The sequence below is a fragment of the Streptomyces sp. NPDC057287 genome (genome assembly GCF_042667905.1).
Taxonomy (GTDB): Bacteria; Actinomycetota; Actinomycetes; order Streptomycetales; family Streptomycetaceae; genus Streptomyces.
The window spans coordinates 89,622-105,575 of the sequence record NZ_JBHUYV010000017.1; the positions used below are offsets into that span (position 1 = coordinate 89,622).

Annotated in this window: 12 protein-coding genes and 1 pseudogene; 5 read left to right on the plus strand and 8 right to left on the minus strand. The window is 71.6% G+C overall.

Annotation, left to right across the window (positions count from 1 at the left end):
- Positions 1–633, plus strand: coding sequence for a TetR/AcrR family transcriptional regulator (locus ACFUNE_RS28590; RefSeq protein WP_383573978.1), 633 nt, complete (start codon positions 1–3; stop codon positions 631–633).
- A gap of 79 nt (positions 634–712) precedes the next feature.
- Here ACFUNE_RS28590 and ACFUNE_RS28595 read toward each other — a convergent pair whose 3' ends face one another.
- Positions 713–1,591, minus strand: coding sequence for an oxygenase MpaB family protein (locus tag ACFUNE_RS28595; RefSeq protein WP_383573980.1), 879 nt, complete (start codon positions 1,589–1,591; stop codon positions 713–715).
- Positions 1,592–1,961: 370 nt separating this feature from the next.
- Here ACFUNE_RS28595 and ACFUNE_RS28600 point away from each other — a divergent pair, with 370 nt between their 5' ends.
- Together ACFUNE_RS28600 and ACFUNE_RS28605 are read left to right on the plus strand one after the other, a co-directional pair.
- A complete protein-coding gene (locus ACFUNE_RS28600; protein ID WP_383573982.1) occupies positions 1,962–2,366 on the plus strand; it encodes a hypothetical protein in 405 nt (134 codons plus the stop codon).
- A gap of 124 nt (positions 2,367–2,490) precedes the next feature.
- Positions 2,491–3,378, plus strand: coding sequence for an oxygenase MpaB family protein (locus tag ACFUNE_RS28605; RefSeq protein ID WP_383573984.1), 888 nt, complete (start codon positions 2,491–2,493; stop codon positions 3,376–3,378).
- A gap of 60 nt (positions 3,379–3,438) precedes the next feature.
- Here ACFUNE_RS28605 and ACFUNE_RS28610 read toward each other — a convergent pair whose 3' ends face one another.
- Entirely contained in the window at positions 3,439–4,491 is a 1,053-nt protein-coding gene (locus tag ACFUNE_RS28610) for a LacI family DNA-binding transcriptional regulator (RefSeq protein ID WP_383573986.1), read from the minus strand.
- 261 nt (positions 4,492–4,752) lie between these two features.
- On the opposite strand from ACFUNE_RS28610, the gene ACFUNE_RS28615 reads away from it, so the two are divergent.
- Entirely contained in the window at positions 4,753–6,492 is a 1,740-nt protein-coding gene (locus tag ACFUNE_RS28615) for a BCCT family transporter (protein ID WP_383573988.1), read from the plus strand.
- Between the two features lie 49 nt (positions 6,493–6,541).
- Here the strand turns inward: ACFUNE_RS28615 and ACFUNE_RS28620 are convergent, their stop codons facing one another.
- Entirely contained in the window at positions 6,542–7,474 is a 933-nt protein-coding gene (locus tag ACFUNE_RS28620) for an FAD-dependent oxidoreductase (RefSeq protein ID WP_383574140.1), read from the minus strand.
- A gap of 109 nt (positions 7,475–7,583) precedes the next feature.
- On the opposite strand from ACFUNE_RS28620, the gene ACFUNE_RS28625 reads away from it, so the two are divergent.
- Complete coding sequence (locus ACFUNE_RS28625; protein WP_383573990.1) at positions 7,584–9,224, plus strand: ABC-F family ATP-binding cassette domain-containing protein; 1,641 nt, start codon at positions 7,584–7,586, stop codon at positions 9,222–9,224.
- 58 nt (positions 9,225–9,282) lie between these two features.
- On the opposite strand, the gene ACFUNE_RS28630 is transcribed toward ACFUNE_RS28625, so the two are convergent.
- The 5 genes and pseudogenes from ACFUNE_RS28630 to ACFUNE_RS28650 all read right to left on the minus strand — a co-directional run bounded on the left by ACFUNE_RS28630 (position 9,283) and on the right by ACFUNE_RS28650 (position 15,878).
- Complete coding sequence (locus ACFUNE_RS28630) at positions 9,283–10,080, minus strand: pectate lyase (protein ID WP_383574142.1); 798 nt, start codon at positions 10,078–10,080, stop codon at positions 9,283–9,285.
- Positions 10,054–10,596, minus strand: a pseudogene (locus ACFUNE_RS28635) (RICIN domain-containing protein); the annotation flags it as partial. The pseudogene ACFUNE_RS28635 and the gene ACFUNE_RS28630, both read right to left, overlap by 27 nt.
- A gap of 212 nt (positions 10,597–10,808) precedes the next feature.
- Entirely contained in the window at positions 10,809–11,801 is a 993-nt protein-coding gene (locus ACFUNE_RS28640; protein WP_383573992.1) for a LacI family DNA-binding transcriptional regulator, read from the minus strand.
- 534 nt (positions 11,802–12,335) lie between these two features.
- On the minus strand, positions 12,336–14,789 hold the full coding sequence (locus ACFUNE_RS28645; RefSeq protein ID WP_383573994.1) for a Tex family protein: 2,454 nt from the start codon (positions 14,787–14,789) through the stop codon (positions 12,336–12,338).
- Between the two features lie 225 nt (positions 14,790–15,014).
- Positions 15,015–15,878: a hypothetical protein gene (locus tag ACFUNE_RS28650; protein ID WP_383573996.1), complete on the minus strand. Its 864-nt coding sequence runs from the start codon at positions 15,876–15,878 to the stop codon at positions 15,015–15,017.
- Positions 15,879–15,954: the final 76 nt, after the last annotated feature.

Sequence of the window (15,954 nt, forward strand, 5' to 3'; positions counted from 1 at the left end):
ATGGCGGCACCGGGTACCAACGAGACACTGCTGGCCGGAGCGCTCGTGGAGACGCCGCCGACCGACGCGCTGAGCGAACAGATCCTGGACGCGGCGCGTGAGCAGTTCATGACCTTCGGGCTGCGCCGTTCGACCGTCGACGACGTCGCCAAGCGCGCCAAGGTCTCGCGGGTCACCGTGTACCGGCGGATCGGCAACAAGGACAGCCTGGTCTCCGCCTGCCTGCTGCGGGAGTACCGCCGGTTCGTCGTCGACGTGGACGAGGCGGTCGCCGCCCTGCCCACCGTGGAGGACCGGCTCGTCGCCGGCTTCGTCGCCGTCCTCCGGCACATCCGTGAACACCCGCTGGTGGGCGGACTGCTGCGGCTGGAACCGGAGATCATGCTCCCCTTCCTCACCCTGGAGAGCGGCCCCGCCCTCCTCGCCATGCGCGGATACCTGTCGGACCGGCTCCGCCACGCCCAGCGCGCCGAAGGGCGGCCGGAGACGGATCCGGCACCGGTCGCCGAACTCATGGTGCGCATCACCGTCTCCTTCCTCCTCAATCCGGTGAGCTGCTTCGAGCTGGACGACGACGAGCAGGTGGGCACCTTCGCCCGCCGCTACCTGGTGCCGTTGCTCAGCGCCGGGTGACCGCCTCCGGGACCGGACGCGGTCCTCGGTGCCGTGCTCCGCACGACAGGTCCGGGACGTCAGGACTTCCTCCGGGACGTCAGGACTTCTCCAGGGGCAGCGGCTCCAGCGGTCGGCTCCGCGCCCAGTGCGGACCGAGGTCGTCGAGCCGGTATCCGAAGGGGTAGCTGCGCGGCCGGGGCCGGGAGGGCAGCCACCGGGGCCGGGCCGGCAGCAGGCGTACGCCGTGCGACCGGGCGCGCACGGCGCGGACGGCGGCCTCGCGCACCCACCGGGGCTGGGCCGGGAATCCCAGCGCCCGCAGTAAGGGCTCGTCCAGCAGTGCGAGGGAGAGCCTGGCGACCAGGGGGCGCAGCGGGGCCGGGTACCACGCGGCCATGACACGGAAGGTGGCGTTGGCGACACGGCGGTTGGCCGGGTCGTACGCGAACATCCGTGCCTCGTAGGAGTCGAGCAGCCTCTCGAACTCCTCGTAGGTGCCGGGAGCGCCCTCGATGCCCATCATGGCGGCCATCCGCCGCCCCACCTCCGCCAGCGCCGCCGTCTCCTGGGCGCAGAGGGGCCGCCACCCGAAGCGGTCGATCCAGCGTTTGGGGCCGACGACCGTGGTGGCCAGCACGTAGAGGTAGTCCTCGTTCGGGATGCGGTACCGGCCGTGGATCCGGTTGAGGTGGCGGGCCGCAGTCCGGGCCCGCTCCGAGTCGAAGCCCTCGGCGGCCATCTCGTATCCGAACAGGACGGTGTCGTCGTACCGCTTCTGACCGTTGCGCTCGAACTCCTGGGTGCGGTCGAGCAGTACGGAGATCCTCGGGACACCGTAGTCGCGCAGGAAGGCGACGCTGATGCCCTGCCGGTAGTCCCACGGGAACTCGTACTGGGACATCAGCCGGAGTATCTCGGCGCAGTCGCGGGCGGGATCCATCCGGCGGATCTCGCGCAGTCGGCTGTAGCGGCCCATGGTGTGCGACCTCCTCTGTGGTGGGGACGGGCTTTCTCCGTGCGGGGCTCGCGGTGAGCCCGAGGCGGTGGACACGGCCGGTATCGACGAGGACCCGGCCCGGCCCCCGCGCTCAACTGCCGTGGCACGTCGGGCATGTGAAGGCCTCTCTCCCCGTGAGAGTCAAAGTTACAAATACTATTGACTTGTTTCACGAGGTGCGTCAACCGTGCTGACACTGATTCGAGGAAGGGACGCACAAGTGCCGGCGGACGCGGCGGCGGAGCGTCCTCGGAGGCGACCGGCATGTCGATGAGCGCCTCGGGCAGGAGGTGTCGGGTGGAGGCCCTCGCCCGCGGGCCGACCACCACCTTCTGCCATCCTTCCTGTCATGTCCGCACGCAATCGAATGCTGCCCCGGCACCGCGCCTGGCCTCTGACCGGCACCGACATCAGCGAGTGCCTCGGTCCGTACGCCGAGCGCGTCACGGACCTGCGCTTCCTCACCGGGCAGGACAGCGGGACCATCCGCCTGGGAGTCGCGTGGACCGCTCCGCACCCCCGCAACTACGGCCGCGGCGTCCACCCGGACGCGGTCGGCTTCCAGGTGGACGTCCACCCGGTCGACGCCACCGAACGCGCCGCCACCCGCGCGGTTCTGCGCGCGCAGGCACTCCCGCAGCTCCACGAGTGGATCACGCGGGCGATCGCCGCCGACGAGACCTGGCGACTGGCCGATCACCAGCACTACTGGCGGGTCACCGACGGTCACCTCACCCACGGCGACGAGGCGTGAACCCGCCCCGCCGGCCCGCACCCCGCCGCGCCCGCGAGGTGAGGGTGCCATCAGGGTGATCGCATACTGGAACACACAGGCCCGGCACCGGTCCGAGCACCCGCCGACCCCTGGGAGCACCCGCATGACCAGCGCAGGAGTGCCCTCACCGCCCCCGCCCGGTGGCGTGCTGTGGAGCCTCGCCGGCGACATCCGCGGACTGCTGATGCTGCCCGCCGCCCTCACCCTCCAGGTCGCCCGCCCGGCCGTCGGCGCCGGCGTCGACGACCACTCGGTCTTCCGTACGGACCCCTGGGGGCGCGGTGAGCGCTCACTGAGCTCGCTCCAGCTCTGGGTGTACGGGGGCGAGGCGGCAGCGGAGGAGGGGTGCAGGCTCAGAGAGCTGCACCGCACCATCCAGGGCACCGACGCCAGGGGGCGCCGCTACCACGCGCTCACACCCGCGAACTACGCGTGGGTGCACGCCACCGGCTTCCCCGTCTACCAGCACGCGGCGCGCTACCTCGTCCGCCCCCTGACCGACGCCCAGGAGCGTGCCCTGTACCGGGAGTGGCTCCAGGTCGGAAGGATCCTGGGCATCCACGACCGGGACATGCCGCAGACCGTCGAGGAGTTCTGGCCCTACTACCGCACGATGCTCGCCGACGAGGTGGAGGCGACCGTCGTCGTGCGGGAGCTGGTGGCCGTGGACGCTCCCGTACCGCCGCCCGACCGGGGGCCCCTCCTCCTGCGTCTGCTCCTGAAGGCGCTGTGGCCGGTGCTGCTCCCGCCGCTGGCCCGGTTCCGCAGCTTCATCACCGTCGGGCTGATGCCGCCCGACGCCCGCGAGGCCATCGGACTCGACTGGACCCCGGAGCAGGAGCGGCGCCTGCGGCGCTTCGGTGCCGCGGTGCGGCGGATCGTGCCGCTCCTCCCGGAGCGGCTGCGCTATCTGCCGCTCGCCAGGTCGGCGCGGGCCGAGTGGCGCGTGGCCCGGGGGCGGCGACGCGGGAGGCCCGGCGAACGGGAATGACCCGCACGGGCCGGTGGCCCATCCGCTCCTGCCGCGAGCCCGCCCCCGGAAGCGGGGGCCTCAGGCCGAGGCCCGGCGGATCAGTTCGGTCGGGGTGATCACGGACTCGGGCCAGGCCCCCGTGCCGCTGTTCAGCCGTTCCATCAGCAGCCGCACCATCAACCGCCCCATGCCCTCCACGTCCTGGCGAACCGTCGTCAGGGGCGGTTCGGTGGCCTCCGCCACCGACGTCATGTCGTCGAATCCGACCACGGCCACGTCCTCCGGTACCCGGACGCCCTTCTCGCGCAGCACGCGCAGAGCGCCCGAGGCCATCATGTCGTTGGACACGAAGACGGCGTCGAGATCGGCATGGGTCTCCAGCAGACCGGCCATGGCCCGGGCTCCGCCCTCGACGGTGAAGTCCCCCTCGACGACGAGGTCCGGCCCCGCGTCCGGGAGCACGTCGTGGTACCCGTCGATCCGGTCGAGCGCCGACGTCTGGTCGCGGGGCCCGGCGATGTGCGCGATGCGCCGCCGCCCGAGCGAGACGAGGTGGCGTACGGCTTCGCGGGCGCCGCCCCGGTTGTCGCAGTCGACGTACGGCACCTGTGGCGCTTCCCCGGCCTCCGTCGCCGGGTGCTCGGGCCGGCCCCCGTAGACCGTCGGGACGCGGAACCTCCGGATGATCGCGGGGAGTTCGTCGTCCGTGTGCAGCGAGAAGGCCAGTACACCGTCCACATGCCCACCCGCCAGGTAGCGGGTGACCCGGTCGAAGTCGCCGCTGCCCTCCACCAGGAGCAGGACCAGCTGCGCGTCGTGGGCGTTGAGCTCGCGGCTGATCCCGCGGATCTGGCGGGAAAAGAACGGGTCGGAGAAGATCCGGAACTCGGGCTCGTCGATGATCACGGCGACCGCGCCGTTGCGCCGCGTGACCAGCGTCCGTGCCGCGTGGTTCGGGATGTAGCCGAGCTCGTCGACCGCTTCGCGCACCTTGTCGACCAGGGGCTGCCGCACTCCCGCACCGCCGTTGACGACACGGGAGGCGGTCGCCCTGGACACACCGGCCCGGGCCGCCACGGCCTCCAGGGTGGGCCGGGCGTCACGCTGGGGATCGGTGTTCGGGTCGGGCAAGGGTTGCTCCTCGTACACGCGCGCCCCGTCGGGGAACGGCTGGAACCGGCGGGTTCGGCGCGAACGGACGGGGGTTCGGCGCGAACGCCGTCAGCCTAGCCGCCCGGTCGCGGCGGTCGGACGGATGATCGACCGGACGATTGCGGCATATCGCTTCATATGCGGTCACAACGGAACTGCTTGTTGGTCCCGTCAGATGCACGTTGCGTGTGGTACTGCCTACGGAGAGCGAAATTTCGCACTGCGTGAAAGGTGCCATCTGTGTCACACGACGAGCAGGGAACCGGCGGGCGGGGGGACTATCTCCCCGTCACCGCCGATCTACCCAGCGACCCGCACCACGGCCGGCGCGCCTCGACCGACCGGGTGGTCTTCGGCGTCACCGCGGTGCTCACCGTCGCTTTCGTGGTCTGGGGTTCCACCGCCACCGATTCGCTGGAGAGCGTCTCCAGCAGTCTGCTGAACGGCCTCATCCACAACGGCGGCTGGGCCTTCATGCTGGCGGCCTCCGGTTTCGTGGTCTTCGCCCTCTGGCTCGCGATCAGCCGGTACGGGACGATCTCACTCGGGCAGGAGGGTGAGGAACCCGAATTCCGCACGGTGTCCTGGGTCGCGATGATGTTCAGCGCCGGCATGGGGATCGGCCTGATGTTCTACGGCGTGAGCGAGCCGCTGGCCCACTTCGTCGATCCGCCGCCGGGCACCCGTCCCGAGGACGCCGCCGAGGCGATGCAGACGGCGATGGCCACCACCCTCTTCCACTGGACCCTGCACCCCTGGGCGATCTACGCGGTCGTCGGGCTCGCCATCGCGTACAGCGCCTACCGCCGGCACCGGAGGCAGACGATCAGCTCGGTCTTCGTCCCTCTCATCGGTGAGAAGCGTGCCCACGGAACCGTGGGCCGGATCATCGACATCCTCGCCATCTTCGCCACGCTCTTCGGTTCCGCCGCGTCGCTCGGGCTCGGCGCCCTCCAGATCGGCAGCGGTTTCCAGGAGCTCAACTGGATGGAGAAGACCGGCACGGGCCTCCTGGTCGCGATCATCGCCGTGCTGACGGTCGCCTTCGTCGCCTCCGCCGTGTCCGGGGTCGAGAAGGGCATCCAGTGGCTGTCCAACATCAACATGGTGCTCGCCCTGATCCTGGTGGTCTTCGTCTTCATCGCGGGGCCGACCATCATCGTGCTCGACCTGCTGCCCACCTCCATCGCCGCGTACTTCGGTGACCTCGCCCAGCTCGCGGGCCGCACGGAGGCCACCGGGGAGGGAGCGGTCGCCGACTGGCTGGCCAGCTGGACGGTCTTCTACTGGGCGTGGTGGATCTCGTGGACGCCCTTCGTCGGCATGTTCATCGCGAGGATCAGCCGAGGCCGGACGATCCGCCAGTTCGTCGGCGGCGTGATCCTCGTGCCCAGCACGGTCAGCCTGGTCTGGTTCGCCGTCTTCGGCGGCTCGGCCATCCGGCTTGAGGAGGCGGGGCAGCTCAAGGGCGTCGGTGACACCCCGGAGGCGCAGCTCTTCGGCGTCCTGCAGCAGTTCCCGGTCGCCACCCTCATGAGCATCCTCGTGATGGTCCTGGTGGGAATCTTCTTCGTCTCGGGCGCCGACGCCGCGTCGATCGTCATGGGCACGCTCTCCCAGAAGGGTGTCCTCGAACCCGCCAAGTGGGTCGTGATCTTCTGGGGTGTCGTCACCGGAGCCGTGGCGGCCGTCATGCTGCTCATCGGTGACGGTCAGGGGGACGCGCTGGCAGGCCTGCAGAACCTGACCATCCTGGTGGCCGCGCCGTTCACCATCGTCATGATCGGCATGTGTGTGTCCCTGATGAGGGACCTGCGCCAGGACCCGATGATCGTCCGCAGGGAGTTCGGCGTGGAGGCCGTCGAGTCTGCGGTCATCCAGGGGCACGCGAAGTACGACGGAGACTTCGAGATCCGGATCGGGCCCGGGCCCGCGGAGGTCACGTCGGACGAACGCCACAAGCACGAGCCCCCGGCCTGACCGGGGCTGCGGCTCGGCCCCGAGCCTCCGGCCCGACCGGGGCTGCGGCTCAGCCCACGAGCTGGGCCGCAGCCCGCGCGCAGCCTCTGGCCACCGTCACCCCGGCGCCGCCGTGGCCGTAGTTGTGCACCAGCAGACCGCCTTCCGGCAGCTCCTCCGCCTCGATGCGCACCCCGGCGTCCCGCGCCGGCCGCAGCCCCACCCGGTGGCCGATGACACGGGCCCCCGCGATCTCGGGCCGCACCCGCGCGCAACGCGCCACGATCTCCTCGGCCGTACGCGGATCGGGCTCCGTACGCGGATCGTCGGTCTCCGCCGTGCCGCCCAGCACCAGCCCGCCCGGCTGAGGGAAGAGATACGTCGTGGCGCTCGACGCGGGGTCCGCCGAGGTGAACCACTCGTCGATGCCCGGGTTCTCCACCACCACGAGCTGACCCCGGACCGGCCGCACCCCGGGATCCGGGGCCAGCTCGCGGGCGCCGAGCCCCGTGCAGTTGACCACCACCGGCGCCTCGGCCGCCGCCTCGGCGAGGTCGCGCACCGTACGCCGCTCGACCACACCTCCGGCCCGGGCCAGCCGGTCCTCCAGCCACCGCAGATGGACCGGCATGTCGATCAGCGGAAGAGTCACCCGCAGACCCTCGGCCACCTGGGACGCGCCCTTCAGCCGGCGGGCCCACGGGCCCAGCGCGGCGAGGTGCTCGCCCTCGTGCACTCCGGCGACCATGCGCACACCGGTCGGCGCGGGGTCCGCAGCCAGTTCCTCGTACACGCCGAGGGTCTCGAGCGACCAGGCGCCGACCAGCGCCTCGGGCTCGATCCGGTACGGCCACCACAGCGCACCGGCCACGGCCGAGGTCGTCGCGGACGCCGGGTCCCTGGACCAGACCCGCACCCGCAGGCCGCGCTCCGCCAGAAGCAGCGCCGTGGTCAGTCCGCTGACCCCGCCCCCCACCACGATCACGTCCGCCACCGCGCTCACCCCTGTCATCCACGTCGCCCCCGTGCGTGCCGAGGGCCGGACAGGCCATGGTCGCACCCAGGGCCGGCGGGGAGAATGGGCGCCGCGGTTCGTTAGGATCGTCAACCTGATGACTGCCACTCTCGTCGCCAAGGAACTCGCCGCCGGGCACGGCGACCGCACACTCTTCGCGGGACTCGACCTCGTGGTCGCGCCCGGCGACGTGATCGGTCTCGTCGGAGCCAACGGCGCGGGCAAATCCTCTCTGCTCCGCCTGCTCGCCGGGCTCGACCGGCCTGAGGAGGGCGAGCTGCGCCTCTCCCCGCCCACCGCCACCGTCGGGCACCTCCCGCAGGAGCCCGAGCGCCGCGCGGGCGAGTCCGTACGGGAATTCCTCGCCCGCCGCACCGGGGTCGCCGACGCCCAGGCCGCGATGGACGCCGCGACCCAGGCGCTGGTCGACGGAGCGCCCGGCGCGGACGACGCGTACTCCGAGACACTGGAGCGCTGGCTCTCCCTCGGCGGCGCGGACCTGGACGAACGTGCCGAGGAGGTCGCCGCCGACCTCGGGCTGACCATCGGTCTCGACCTCCCGATGACGGCCCTCTCCGGCGGCCAGGCGGCCCGCGCCGGGCTCGCCTCGCTGCTGCTCTCGCGCTACGACGTCTTCCTGCTCGACGAGCCCACCAACGACCTGGACCTGGACGGCCTGGAGCGCCTGGAACGCTTCGTGTCGGGACTGCGCGCCGGCACCGTCGTCGTCAGCCACGACCGTGAGTTCCTGATGCGCACGGTCACCAAGGTCCTGGAGCTCGATCTCGCCCAGCAGCAGATCAACCTCTACGGCGGTGGCTACGCCTCCTACCTGGAGGAGCGCGAACGCGCGCGTACGCACGCCCGCGAGGAGTTCGAGGAGTACGCCGACAAGCGCTCCGCGCTCGAGGGCCGGGCCCAGATGCAGCGCGGGTGGATGGACAAGGGCGTCAAGAACGCCCGCCGCAAGGCCACCGACAGCGACAAGCTCGGCCGCAAGTTCCGCAGCGAGGCCAGTGAGAAGCAGGCCGCCAAGGCCAAGCAGACGCAGCGCATGATCGAGCGCCTCGACGTCGTCGAGGAGCCCCGCAAGGAGTGGGAGCTGCGGATGGAGATCGCCTCCGCGCCGCGCTCCGGTTCCGTCGTGGCCACGCTGCGGGACGCCGCCGTGGTCCGCGGCACCTTCTCCTTCGGCCCGGCCACCCTGCAGATCGACTGGGCGGACCGGGTCGCCATCACCGGCGCCAACGGGGCGGGCAAGTCGACGCTGCTCGCCGCCCTGCTCGGCAGGCTGCCGCTCGACGAGGGCCACGCCTCGCTCGGTTCGGGCGTCGTGGTGGGCGAGGTGGACCAGGCGCGCAAGCTGTTCCACGGCACGGAGAGCCTGCTGGACGCCTTCTGCGCCGCGGTCCCCGACACCGAGCCCGCCGAGGTGCGCACCCTGCTCGCCAAGTTCGGCCTCCGCGCCGCCCATGTGATGCGTCCCGCGGACACGCTCTCGCCCGGCGAACGCACCCGGGCGGGCCTCGCGCTCCTCCAGGGCAGGGGCGTCAACCTGCTCGTCCTGGACGAGCCGACGAACCACCTGGACCTTCCGGCGATCGAACAGCTGGAGTCGGCACTGGAGGCGTACACCGGGACGCTGCTGCTGGTCACGCACGACCGGCGGATGCTGGAGGCCGTCCGTACGACCCGCATGGTCGAGGTCGCCGACGGCAAGGTCACCGAGTCCGGCTGACGCAGAACCTGCCCGCCCCGGAGACGGGACGGGCAGGTGCCGTGGCGCGTGGGGTGCCTCAGTCGACGTAGGAGATGTCGGACGAGGAGTAGATGCAGTTCGTGCCGTCGGCGCCCGTACCGATCTTGCTGGGTTCGCCGCTCGTCGTGCCCTTGTACTTGACGCAGACGTCCAGGTCGCGACCGCCGTCGTCATAGATCGTGATGTCCGAGAACCGCGCCGTGTCACCGTAGTTGGTGTTGATGCCGACCAGCGAGTCACCGGGGGTGGTAGCCCAGATGTTCTGGAGCTGGATGTGCCGGGCGTACTGCGTGGAGCAGTTGCCGCACGAACGGACCAGCTTCCCGAAGTCGTCCACCTGGAAGTTCTTGACGATCAGGGTGCCGGCTCCGTTGTGCTGGAGCACCTTGTCCTCCGCGAGCCTGGCGCCGCCGCCGTCGACCGTGCGGACCGTCGAGGAGGAACTGCCGCGGAAGGTCGCGGCGTCCTCGCCCACGTCCTCCCACCACACGTTCTTGATGGTGCAGGCGCCCGAGCAGTGCACGCCGTCGGCCGCCGGGGCGCCCAGGATGACGTTCTGAAGAGTGGCGCCGTCGGCCAGTTCGATCAGCGCGGGCTGGTCCTCGTCCTGACCGCCACTGCCGAGGTCGCCGCTGCCGTACAGCCGCTTCATGCCGCCGTCGTACGTCCCCGACACCTTGATGGTCGAGGAGACCGCCTGGCTGCCGTTGGCAGACGGCCACGACGGCCGGTCCGTGGGCGGGTCGGTGGGGTCGGTCGGGGGGTCCGTCGGGTCGGTCGGCGGATCCGTGGGGACGGTGCCCGATGCGGTGAAGGTCCAGCTCTTGCTGCCCACCGAGTCACAGGAGTTCTGCTGGACCAGGGCACCCGACGCCGTCGAACTGTCCTTCACGTTCAGGCACTTGCCGCCGTTGCTGTTGACGACGCGGTAGGTGCTGCCGCTGACCGACGCCAGGGTCCACACCTGGGTGGCGGCACCGCTGCAGCTCTGCTGCTCCACGGCCTTGCCCGCGCTGGTGGAGGCGTCACGCACACCGGCGCACTTGGCGCTGTTCGCGGCGGTCAGGGTGTAGCCGCTGCCTGACGCGGTGAGCTTCCAGGTCTGGCCGGCGGCTCCGTTGCAGGCGCTCTGGGCGAGCTGCGTCCCCGCGGCGGTGCTCGATCCCGGCACGCCCAGACACAGACCGCTGGCGGCGTTCGCCAGGCTGTACGACCCCGCGGCAGGGGCTGCCGAGGCCGACCCGGTGGCGAAGAGCGCGGTGAGGCCCGCCGCGAGGAGTGAAACGACGGCGACGAGAGTTGCGGCCGCACGGCCGCTCCGTCTCCTGACGTGCTGATTCTCGGTACGCACTGGCTATTCCTTTCACCGCCTGCGGCGTCCTCCGCAGGCACCTGTCAGTGGTTGGTGCGGTGGTGAAGGCTGTTCCCGGCCCCGGAGCAAGATTCCGTATGATGAACCGAGTTCGTGTATGCGAACAGCGGTGACGGTACGTCACCCGCATCGAGCGGTCAACAAGGTGGAGCGGACGATCAGTCGGCAGGCCCGGCCGGTGCTGCGGACGATCAGTCGGCAGGCCCGGCCGGTGCTGCGGTGGAGTCCCTGACGACCAGTGAGGTGGCCAGCGTGGTCTGCGCCGTGGCGGGCCCGGTGCCCACCGTCTCGACGGTCTGGATCAGCAGGTCGACCGCCGTCCGCCCGGCCGGAGCGGTGGGCATGGCGACCGTGGTCAGCCTCGGCCGGTTCAGGCGGCCGGCCACGATGTCGTCCACGCCGACCACGCTGATGTCGCGCGGCACCCGCACGTCCCGGTCGTCCAGACCTTCGATGAGGCCGATGGCGACCAGGTCGTTGTAGGCGATCACGCCGGTGGCGCCCGTCCTCAGCACGGCGGCCGTCGCCGTGATCCCGCCCTGCTCCGTCGGGGCGTTGGGGCCCAGGGCGTCGAGCCGGATCCCCCTGGCCGCGGCCGCTCCGCCCGCGGCCCGGCGCATCTCGGCGCTGGTCCACGACCCGCGAGGGCCGCCGACCAGGGCCAGATGGCGGTGGCCGAGGCCCGCGAGGTGTTCCACCGCGAGCGCCGCGCCGTGCGCCGCGTCCATCAGGACGGCGGACAGCCCGGCCACCCGGCGGTTGACCAGGACGAAGGGGAGGTCCCCGCCGAGCCTGGCGATGGCGTCGTTGGACAGCCGGGGGCTGACCAGGACCACGCCGTCGACCTGCCGGGCCAGGGTCCGGATCAGTTCCTCCTCCGCCCGCACGTCCTCGTCGGTGTCCGCCACGAAGACCTGGTAGCCGCGGACGCGGGCGTACGCCTGGGCCGCCTTGATGAGCGGCGGATAGAAGGGATTGGCGATGTCCGAGACGATCAGCCCGAGATTCCGGGTGCGGCCCGTGGTCAGCGCCCGCGCGGTCTCGTTGGGCTGATAGCCGAGCTCCTCGGCGACGGCCAGGACCCGGTCCCGGGTCTCCCGCTTCACCAGGTGCGAGGCCGAGAAGGCCCGCGAGACGGTGGAGACGTGGACTCCCGCTGCCTGTGCGACATCACGGATGGTCATCGCCACGGTTGATTTCCCCTTGCCCGCCCTGCGGCGCCGGCCGCCTGTCCCCGAACGTACCCCTGCGGGCCCACGGTGCACACGGGTCCGACCGGTCATGGTCCGCCCCGGTCCGGTGTTCTGCAACCGGTTGCACAACAGGGCACGCGTCAAGGGGAAGGTGGTGGCCAGGCGCCGGTGGGCGCGAGCCGGGCTGTCGTCAGGCCGGGGGCGGCGCGGGCGGGTCTCTGTCTCGTACCGGACATCGGCAGTCCTCTCCACCAGGGAGTCGGAGGGGGTGTGCGAGGTGGGGGGACCTCGCTCCTCCGGCGTACGGCCCTTGCTGTCGGGATGCAACCAGTGCGATGCAACCGGTTGCATCCCGGGCTGGCACTCAGCGTGAGGGTGAGTCCTGGACATGTCAATGCTTCGCGCAGCACTCGTTCCGTGCGGCGGTGTCGGACCCTGCCGGTACGAGGCATACGCCCAGAGGGCGTCGCGTGGAGAAGCGCCGATGGGCGGACGGGGGATGCCCCGCCCGCCCGCGCGCCTGCCTCAGCGCTTGGCGCCGCCCTTGCCGGAACCGCCCGTCAGACCCGCGCGCCGCAGTGCGTCAGCCATCGCGCTGTTGGCCGGAGCCGCAGCGGGCCGCTGTGCTCCGCCGCCGCCCCCGCTGCCTGCGCCTCCGCGCCTGTCGTCCCGGCGCTGGCCACCCTGGCGACTGTCCCGGCCGCCCTGGCCCTGGCCCTGGCCCTGACGCTGCCGGGGCGGACGCTCGCCGCCGCCCTGTGCGCTCCGGTCGCGCTTCTGGCTCCCGCCGGCCTGTCCGGCCGAGGCGTCGTCGTCGAGCCGCAGGGTCAGCGAGACCCGCTTGCGCGGGATGTCGACGTCCATGACCTTCACCCTCACGATGTCGCCCGGCTTCACGACATCCCTCGGGTCCTTGACGAAGGTCCGCGACATCGCCGACACATGGACGAGGCCGTCCTGGTGGACGCCGACGTCCACGAACGCGCCGAACGCCGCCACGTTCGTCACGACACCCTCCAGCACCATCCCGGGGGCCAGGTCACCGAGCTTCTCGACGCCCTCCTTGAACGTGGCCGTCCGGAAGGCCGGCCGGGGGTCGCGACCGGGCTTCTCCAGTTCCTTCAGGATGTCCGTGACCGTCGGAAGGCCGAACTTCTCGTCCACGAAATCGTCCGGCCGCAAGGACCGGAGCGTGTCCGTGTTGCCGATCAGTGAAGCGACGTCGCCGCCGGTCCGCTTCACCATCGTCCGCACCACGGGATACGCCTCCGGGTGCACGCTCGACCCGTCCAGGGGGTCGTCGCCACCCCGGATCCGGAGGAAGCCGGCGCACTGCTCGTACGCCTTCGGGCCCAGCCGCGCCACGTCCTTGAGCGCCCTGCGCGAGCGGAACGGGCCGTTGGCGTCCCGGTGGGACACGATGTTCTCGGCCAGCCCGGACCCGATGCCCGACACTCGCGAAAGCAGTGGGGCCGAGGCGGTGTTGACGTCGACCCCGACGCCGTTCACGCAGTCCTCGACCACGGCGTCCAGGGAGCGCGACAGCTTCACCTCGGACAGGTCGTGCTGGTACTGGCCGACACCGATCGACTTCGGGTCGATCTTCACCAGCTCGGCCAGCGGGTCCTGCAGCCGGCGCGCGATCGAGACCGCGCCGCGCAACGACACGTCCATGTCCGGGAGTTCCTGCGAGGCGAACGCCGACGCCGAGTACACCGAGGCGCCGGCCTCCGACACCATCACCTTGGTGAGCTTCAGCTCCGGGTGCCTGTCGCACAGTTCACCCGCGAGTTTGTCGGTCTCGCGGGACGCCGTGCCGTTCCCGATCGCGATCAGGTCGACCTGGTGCTCCTTGGCGAGGCGCTCCAGCGTGGCGAGGGACTGGTCCCACTTGTTCGCCGGCACGTGCGGGTGGATGACCTCGGTCGCGACGACCTTGCCGGTCGCGTCCACCACGGCGACCTTCACGCCCGTCCGGAAGCCGGGGTCGAGTCCCAGGGTCGCCCGGGTGCCGGCCGGCGCGGCGAGCAGCAGGTCACGCAGGTTGGACGCGAAGACCCGTACGGCCTCGTCCTCCGCCTCCGTGCGCAGCCGCAGCCGCATGTCGATCCCGAGGTGCACGAGGATCCGGGTGCGCCAGGCCCAGCGCACTGCGTCACCGAGCCACTTGTCGCCCGGCCGGCCGCGGTCCGCGACGCCGAACCGGCGCGCGATCATGTTCTCGTACGACGAGGGCCCGGGCTGCTCCGACGGCTCCTCCGGTTCGAGAACGAGGTCGAGCACGTCCTCCTTCTCGCCCCGGAGCATCGCGAGGATCCTGTGCGAGGGCAACGCGGTGAACGGTTCGGAGAAGTCGAAGTAGTCGGCGAACTTCGCGCCGGCCTCCTCCTTGCCGTCCCGCACCTTCGCGACCACCCTGCCCCGTGACCACATGCGTTCACGCAGCTCACCGGTGAGGTCGGCTTCCTCGGAGAAGCGCTCGGCCAGGATCGCGCGAGCGCCCTCCAGCGCCGCCGCGGGGTCGGCCACGCCCTTGTCCGTGTCGACGTACGCGGCCGCCGCGGCGAGCGGGTCCACGGAGGGGTCGGCGAGCAGTCCGGCCGCCAGGGGCTCCAGCCCCGCCTCGCGCGCGATCTGCGCCTTGGTCCTGCGCTTCGGCTTGAACGGCAGGTAGATGTCCTCGAGCCGCGCCTTGGTGTCGGCCGCCCGGATCCGGGCCTCGAGCGCCTCGTCGAGCTTGCCCTGCTCACGCACGGACTCGAGGACCGACGCACGGCGGTCCTCGAGCTCCCGCAGGTACCGCAACCGTTCCTCGAGCGTGCGCAGCTGCGCATCGTCGAGCATCTCGGTCGCTTCCTTGCGGTAGCGCGCGATGAACGGCACGGTCGACCCGCTGTCGAGCAGGTCGACGGCCGCCTGCACCTGACGCTCACGTACGCCGAGTTCCTCGGCGATCCTGCCTTCGATGGACGTCGTCACGGTTTTACCGACTCGCCTTCTCGTACTGGCTGTGCTGGCTGTGCCTCCGGGGCGCTCCACACCCGGGTGGGCACCTTCGCCTGCATTGTGCCGGGTCGTCGGGTGCCGTGTCGCGTGACCTGGTCGATCACGGCCCGGGCGTCAAGGTCGACGGGCCGGTCGTGCGCGGCGGCCCCTGCCGCCGAGCGACGCGCCACGGGAGGGGCCTGCCGTACGTCCGCGGGGTCAGCCCTTGCCGACCAGGTCGTCGGGGAAGGCCCCGGCGGAGGCCGCCGTGAACAGGAACCCGCGCCCGAGCTCGGTGAGCCGGGCCACGCCGTCGGCGCCCAGGTGCTCGTACGGTGCGGCGTCCATCCGGTCCGTCGCCTCCTCCAGATCGGCCCTGAGAGCGGTGCCCGCGTCGGTCAGCTCGCCCTCTGCGTCCAGCAGACCCCGGCCGCGCAGCCGCTCCACCGCGGCGTCCCAGTCCGTACGCCGCCAGCCGCGGGTGGCCAGTATCCAGCGCGGCGCCATGCCCTTGCCGGTGGCGGTGTGGCTGACCAGGGCTTCGAGCGGGTCGAGACCTGCCGAGAGCAGCGCGGCCAGGTGCCCGTCCCCGCGATGTTCGCGCAGCAGTGTCGCCGCGTGCCAGTACGCCAGATGCGGCTGGTCCGGCACCGCCAGGTCCGCGTGCGCCGCGTACAGCGGGCGGGCGTGACGGGTGCATGCCTCGGTGGCGCGCAGGGCGAGCGCGGCCGCCTCCGCCATCTCCGGGGAGGCGAGCACGTCCTCGCCGAGCACCCGGCGCAGCGTCGAGTCGGCCGCCCGGAGGCGCGCGTCGAGCGCTGCCGCGGGGGTGATGTCCGACCAGACGGCGGGCAGGTGACGGGCCACGAGCTCGTGGTTGAAGTTGTAGAACGTCGCGGTGACCGCACCCGCTCCGACCGCGCCCAGGGCAGCGCCGCGGGCGGCGAAGTAGACGCGGCTCTCGTGGTCGACTCCCAGCTCCGCGAACTCCTTGCCGAGGTCGGGGGAGAAGTAGACGCAGGAGTGCAGCGGGTTGAGTGCGTTGTGACAGCGGCGCCCGGCGCGCGGCGGAAGAGTGCTCATGCCCGCACGTTACCGACTGGTTGGTACGTGGGGTAGCCCCGGGGTGGGCGCCGGCGCACTGCGGTGCGGGCATGGC

What these genes read in the sequence shown, in the direction of transcription:
- ACFUNE_RS28650 (WP_383573996.1), bottom strand. Translation starts at nt 15,878, where the DNA reads ATGAGCACTCTTCCGCCGCGCGCCGGGCGCCGCTGTCACAACGCACTC.
- ACFUNE_RS28595 (WP_383573980.1), bottom strand. Translation starts at nt 1,591, where the DNA reads ATGGGCCGCTACAGCCGACTGCGCGAGATCCGCCGGATGGATCCCGCC.
- ACFUNE_RS28640 (WP_383573992.1), bottom strand. Translation starts at nt 11,801, where the DNA reads ATGACCATCCGTGATGTCGCACAGGCAGCGGGAGTCCACGTCTCCACC.
- ACFUNE_RS28605 (WP_383573984.1), top strand. Translation starts at nt 2,491, where the DNA reads ATGACCAGCGCAGGAGTGCCCTCACCGCCCCCGCCCGGTGGCGTGCTG.
- ACFUNE_RS28625 (WP_383573990.1), top strand. Translation starts at nt 7,584, where the DNA reads ATGACTGCCACTCTCGTCGCCAAGGAACTCGCCGCCGGGCACGGCGAC.
- ACFUNE_RS28600 (WP_383573982.1), top strand. Translation starts at nt 1,962, where the DNA reads ATGTCCGCACGCAATCGAATGCTGCCCCGGCACCGCGCCTGGCCTCTG.
- ACFUNE_RS28590 (WP_383573978.1), top strand. Translation starts at nt 1, where the DNA reads ATGGCGGCACCGGGTACCAACGAGACACTGCTGGCCGGAGCGCTCGTG.